This is a genomic window from Crocosphaera sp. Alani8, assembly GCF_038442745.1.
In the GTDB taxonomy this organism is placed as follows: Bacteria; Cyanobacteriota; Cyanobacteriia; order Cyanobacteriales; family Microcystaceae; genus Crocosphaera.
The window spans coordinates 1-5,222 of record NZ_JARVCN010000230.1 but is presented as its reverse complement, the minus strand read 5'-3'; the positions used below and the strand labels follow the sequence as shown (position 1 = coordinate 5,222).

Here is a 5,222-nt window from a genome sequence, read left to right as displayed (position 1 = left end):
TTTATGAACATGGTTTGGAACTTTGTCTCGTCAGGTGCAAGATGTGAGTATACAATCAATTTTGCCTGGTTACTTAATTTTTAAATATAGCTATTAACAGGAACTGTTTTAGGTTAAAATTAAAATGGTTTTATTAATTGAAAAGAATTATGAACGAGTTACCCTCTCTTAGCACTGAGACAATTAATGACATTCTTAACGAGAAAATTGACGATGAAACCGTTAATAAAATGGTGTGGTATTATTTGGGGTATCGCTATGATAAAAGTAGTCAAACCTGGGACAATTCAGAAGTAGAAACTTCTTGGAAAGAAGAATATCCCGAACCTCCAAATTTTATCGAGAATCGTCCTCCTACAGTTAAACTAACTCGTTCTATTCCTAAAGAAAATAAACAACTATTGAAGGAAAAATTAGGTTTTAAGGGCTACAAAATAGGTACATTTGGACCGAGAGATACCCGCCGAGCAACTATGGCAAATTGGTTATTAAATCATTTAGTTACACACTCATCTCAATCATGAAAAATTGAGCCATAACCAGGCCAATAAGATAGCAACTGATGCACCAATAAAGGTGTTAATAATATTAACTATTTCATTGGTCATCCATTCTAGATTTTCTTGTAAAGTTGCTCCGATTACACTCTCTAGGTTAGTGGCAATAAAAGCAGCGATGATACAATAAATAATGCCTATCAAATCAATTAATTCTACTCCATAACCCACCACAGCAATGACAGCAGATGCAATTATTCCGGCGACAGTTCCTTCTAAACTAATGGCACCTTCTGTACCAGGAGGAACGGGTTTTAAAGTAGTGATTAAAAAGGTACTTTTTCCATAAGCTTTTCCTACCTCTGAAGCTGTGGTATCTGATAATTTGGTGCTAAAACTAGCCACATAACCTAATGCCAATAATTGTGTCCAAGGAGCGTCAAGAAATAGGCTTCCCAAGGCACAAAAAGTAGCAATTAATGCTGAACCCCAGACATTTTCTGGACCGCGTACTCCTGAGCGTTTTTCCGCAATTCCTGCTGCTTCTTTTTCTGCCATACCAATTTTAGTTACTGCGGAACCTACTATGAAGTAAAACATCACCACTGCATAACCTTGCCAGCTTAATATTCCCCAGACAATTACTCCTAAAATCCAGGCATTAAAATACCCCAAAGGAGTCAATAACTTTTTGGGAATAATAAAAGCAAAAATAAATAAAATACTGTTAACAATAAGGGCAATAATCCAAGAATTGTTTAAGGATAATTCTGTCATAATTGTTGTGTTACTCCTATGGATAATTATAAGTAATTTGGCTTCGTTTTGCTAGTAAAGCCGTGCCATAAGCGGCCTCTGTTTGAGGGGAAATATGTACGGGAACTTGTAAATAGTTTTGCCTTATTTTGACCCATTTTTTATTTTTTGCTCCACCTCCAGCACTATAAATTTGAGTAATAGGATTTGCTCCTAGAGCTTGTAATTTATTGTATCCCAAGGCTTCAATTTTAGCTATGCTTTCTAGTAAACCTTGTAAAAATTCTACTTTATTGTCAGGTTTTGGTTCAATTTTAGACACTAGTTTAGGATCATTAATAGGAAATCGTTCTCCAGGTTTTAATAGGGGATAATAGTCTAATTTGGTGGGTTGATTAGTATTAATTTTTTTACTTATTTTTTCTATTTCTTCATCGGTAAAAAAATGTTTTAACACTGCTCCTCCCGTATTAGAGGCTCCTCCTGTTAACCATAAATTTCCTAGACGATGGCTATAAATTCCCGATGAAATATCTTCAATGCGCTTGTTACTCAGTAATTTTAAAACTAGGGTTGAACCCAAAGAAGTCACCCCTTCTCCTGGGTTTTTTACACCACTGGCTAAAAAAGCAGCAATACTATCGGTTGTTCCTGTACAAACAAGGCAATGTTTAGGGAAGTTAAACTTTTTAACTATATCATCTTTAACGGTTCTTACAGGAGTTCCTGGGGGTAAAACGTCTGGTAAAACTGCATTAATGGGCAAGGCTTTTAGCCAATCAGGATAACATAAATTTTCCACATCATAACCTAGTTTCAAAGCATTATGATAATCGCTAATTCCTAGTTCTCCATGTAACAAAAACCCTAACCAGTCCGCTTGATGTAAAAGATAAGAATTGGGGGATATTTTATTATTTTCATACCACCACAAAAGCTTAATCAAACTAGAAGTAGAACTATTGACAATATGCTCTTTAGGAATAATACTTTTGAATTTATCAAAAATAGTTATATCTTGTGAATCATTGTATAAAATCGGTTTTTCAATTGGTATTCCTTCGGCATTACATAATAAAACAGTTGAGGAAGTTCCATTAATAGAAATGAATTCAATTTTTTTCCTAATTTTTATGGGAATTTTTTCTAATAGAAGATAAAGAGTATCTTCCCATTGTTGAGCTAAATAGTGAGTATTTTGGCAAGAAAAAGATAAACTAACTTGAGTGATAATTTCTTCATCATCATTAATAACAATTACTCTTGCCCCTGATGTTCCAAAATCAATCCCTAAAAACAACATAATTAAATTAAATTAGGACGTAATTTATAGTAGCGATAATTTTGATAATCTTCTAAAATTTTATCGTGATCAAAACAAAGATTTTTTGGTAATTCCCAAAGGTCAAAAATCTGCACATTCTTCGCATCATCTGCTGCTTTAGGTGACCCCGTCGCAGTAGCAATAAAAACAATACTCATTGTATGTTTACGTTCATCCCGATTCGGATTAGAATAAACATGAAATTGCTCGATTAAATTAACAGATAAACTAACCTCTTCTTTCGCTTCTCGATGAGCCGCATTTTCCACTGTTTCTCCGTAGTCAATAAACCCCCCTGGTAAAGCCCATCCATAAGGAGGATTTTTACGTTCAATTAAAATAATAGGACGGTGAGGTTGATCGATTAATTCTATAATAATATCAACTGTAGGAATTGGGTTACGAAATGTCATAACTTTGGTCATAAAACTATGATTACTATACAATAAAAATGAAAAAAGCCATACACTACCATTAATATCATCTCCCCAAGCTCAAAAAAATGAACAGTCTAAAACAATCTGATGATCTTCAAAACCAAAACTTTAATAAACTACAAGATAAACTACGACAATATTGGCAAGGAAAAGACCTATTCGAGCAAGATGGTTATGATATTTTGGTGGTTCCCTCTTTTAGTATTGATCAAAGAGTTGGGCAGAAAGTAGAAGGTTTTCTTCATTACGAAGAACGTCTTTTATTTTCCCTAATTCGTTTAAGAAATCCAAAAACCAGATTAATTTATGTTACCGGACAACCTTTGTCACCCATAATTATTGAATATTATTTGCAATTATTACCTGGAATTCCTTTTTCTCACGCACGCGATCGCTTACTATTACTAACTACTTATGATAACTCATTCAAGCCCCTAACTCAAAAAATTTTAGAACGTCCTCGTTTAGTCCAGCGAATTCGCCTTGCCTTACGTCCAAATAAGTCGTATATGGTATGTTATAATGCTACAAATTTAGAACAAGAACTTTCTTTAAAATTAGATATTCCCCTATTTGCAGCTTCGCCACAACTGAGTTATTGGGGTTCAAAAAGTGGTAGCAGAGAGATTTTTTCACAATCTATGATTCCCCATCCTGACGGTAGCAGTTTGGTTAATAATGTTGACGATTTAGTGTTAGAAATATATAAACTTTTGCAAAGGAATCTTAACTTAAATCGTATCGTAGTTAAACTCAACGAAGGATTTTCTGGAGAAGGAAATGCGGTACTAAATTTAGATGAGTTGAAAAAAAATATTAGTAATTCCTTATCAAATGGAACTGTCAATAAAACAGTAATTTTAAACAGTTTAAAACAGCTAAGTTTTCAAGCAAAAGATGAAACTTGGAAAAACTTTTCCAGTAGAATTCCCGAATTAGGTGCCATTGTCGAAGCATTTATAGAAGGAAAAGAAAAAAGATCCCCTAGCGTTCAAGGTTATATCACCCCAGATGGAAATGTTAGTATTGTTTCAACTCACGATCAAATTTTAGGGGGGCCAGACGGACAAATTTATTTAGGATGTCGTTTTCCTGCGGATGAAAGATACCGTCAAAAATTACAAGAATTGGGGCTAAAAGTCGGTCAAGCATTGGCTAAAAAAGGTGCAATGGAAATGTATGGAGTGGACTTTTTAGCAGTGCGTAACCCCTCGAACCAAGGAGAAGAATGGGATATTCAAGCCATCGAAATCAACCTCAGAAAAGGGGGAACAACCCATCCTTTTATGACCTTAAAACTACTAACAAATGGTGTTTACGATCAAGAGACAGGTTTATTTTATACCCAAGATAATCATGCAAAATATTATATAGCTTCTGATAACTTACAAAACCCACAATATTGTGGTTTACTCCCTGATGATTTGATGGATATTGTTGCCAAATACCGTTTGCATTTTGACAGTAGTAATAAAACAGGAACAGTTTTTCATTTAATGGGAGCATTATCAGAATTTGGAAAATTAGGATTAACTTGCATCGGCAATTCCTTAGAAGAAGCTGAAGAAATTTATCAGCAAGTAACAAAAGTATTAGATTTAGAGTCAGCGATTTTTATGGATAACAATAATGAAACAATTAGTCCCAATTTGCCTATTGCTTGGACACTATAGTAGTTGTCGTATCAATGATCAGTTATCAGTTTGAACTGTTTACTGTTTACTGTTCACTGTTCACTGTTCACTGTGTACTGTTGCCTCCTCTACCGTTAATAGTTCTTCTAAAGGAATATCTCTCTGATAAATCTCAGAGAAATAGCGAGCTAACTTAATCAATGTTGCCCAACTTCCTTCTTCTGTACCTTTCTTCATAGTAGCTAAAACTGCATTCATGGGAGTTCGTAACTCATGGCTCATATTGGCTAAAAAGGAGCTTTTAGCCTGATTTGCCTCTTCCGCGGCAGCTTTGGCTTTTTTGACTTCTTCAATATTAAAGGCTAATTCTGCATTACGTTTTTCTTCATGGCTGAGCAACGACTGAATCTGCTCAGCCATGAGGTTAATATTAGAACCTAGGGTTGCCAGTTCATCTTCCCCTTCGATAGCGATGCGAGTGTCTAATTCTCCTTTGCCCAATTTCTCAACTGCTTTAGTGGAGGTTTTTCTAGAAGACAAAAACCTGTACAATACTAGACATACCTGTACATAA

At 34.8% G+C, this 5,222-nt stretch carries 6 protein-coding genes; 2 read left to right on the top strand and 4 right to left on the bottom strand.

Annotation, left to right across the window (positions count from 1 at the left end):
* Positions 1-149 precede the first annotated feature (149 nt).
* Positions 150-524: a DUF1823 family protein gene (locus tag P9B04_RS13820; RefSeq protein ID WP_342055569.1), complete on the top strand. Its 375-nt coding sequence runs from the start codon at positions 150-152 to the stop codon at positions 522-524.
* Here P9B04_RS13820 and P9B04_RS13815 read toward each other — a convergent pair.
* Genes P9B04_RS13815 through P9B04_RS13805 form a run of 3 tightly spaced genes read right to left on the bottom strand, consistent with a single transcriptional unit; the run spans position 519 to position 2,990 of the window.
* Positions 519-1,274: a TIGR00297 family protein gene (locus tag P9B04_RS13815; RefSeq protein WP_342055568.1), complete on the bottom strand. Its 756-nt coding sequence runs from the start codon at positions 1,272-1,274 to the stop codon at positions 519-521. The two genes, P9B04_RS13820 and P9B04_RS13815, sit on opposite strands and share 6 nt — an antisense overlap.
* A 16-nt stretch (positions 1,275-1,290) precedes the next feature.
* Positions 1,291-2,556 carry an FGGY-family carbohydrate kinase gene (locus tag P9B04_RS13810; protein WP_342055567.1) on the bottom strand — a complete coding sequence of 422 codons (1,266 nt, stop codon included), beginning with the start codon at positions 2,554-2,556 and terminating at the stop codon, positions 1,291-1,293.
* Between the two features lie 2 nt (positions 2,557-2,558).
* Entirely contained in the window at positions 2,559-2,990 is a 432-nt protein-coding gene (locus P9B04_RS13805) for an NUDIX hydrolase (RefSeq protein WP_342055566.1), read from the bottom strand.
* Between the two features lie 89 nt (positions 2,991-3,079).
* Here P9B04_RS13805 and P9B04_RS13800 point away from each other — a divergent pair, with 89 nt between their 5' ends.
* The gene (locus P9B04_RS13800) at positions 3,080-4,687 is read left to right on the top strand and encodes a peptide ligase PGM1-related protein (protein ID WP_342055565.1); all 1,608 of its coding nucleotides are present in this window, start codon (positions 3,080-3,082) and stop codon (positions 4,685-4,687) included.
* 60 nt (positions 4,688-4,747) lie between these two features.
* Here P9B04_RS13800 and P9B04_RS13795 read toward each other — a convergent pair.
* A partial coding sequence (locus P9B04_RS13795) for a HAMP domain-containing protein (RefSeq protein ID WP_342055564.1) occupies positions 4,748-5,222 on the bottom strand: 475 nt, incomplete at its 5' end.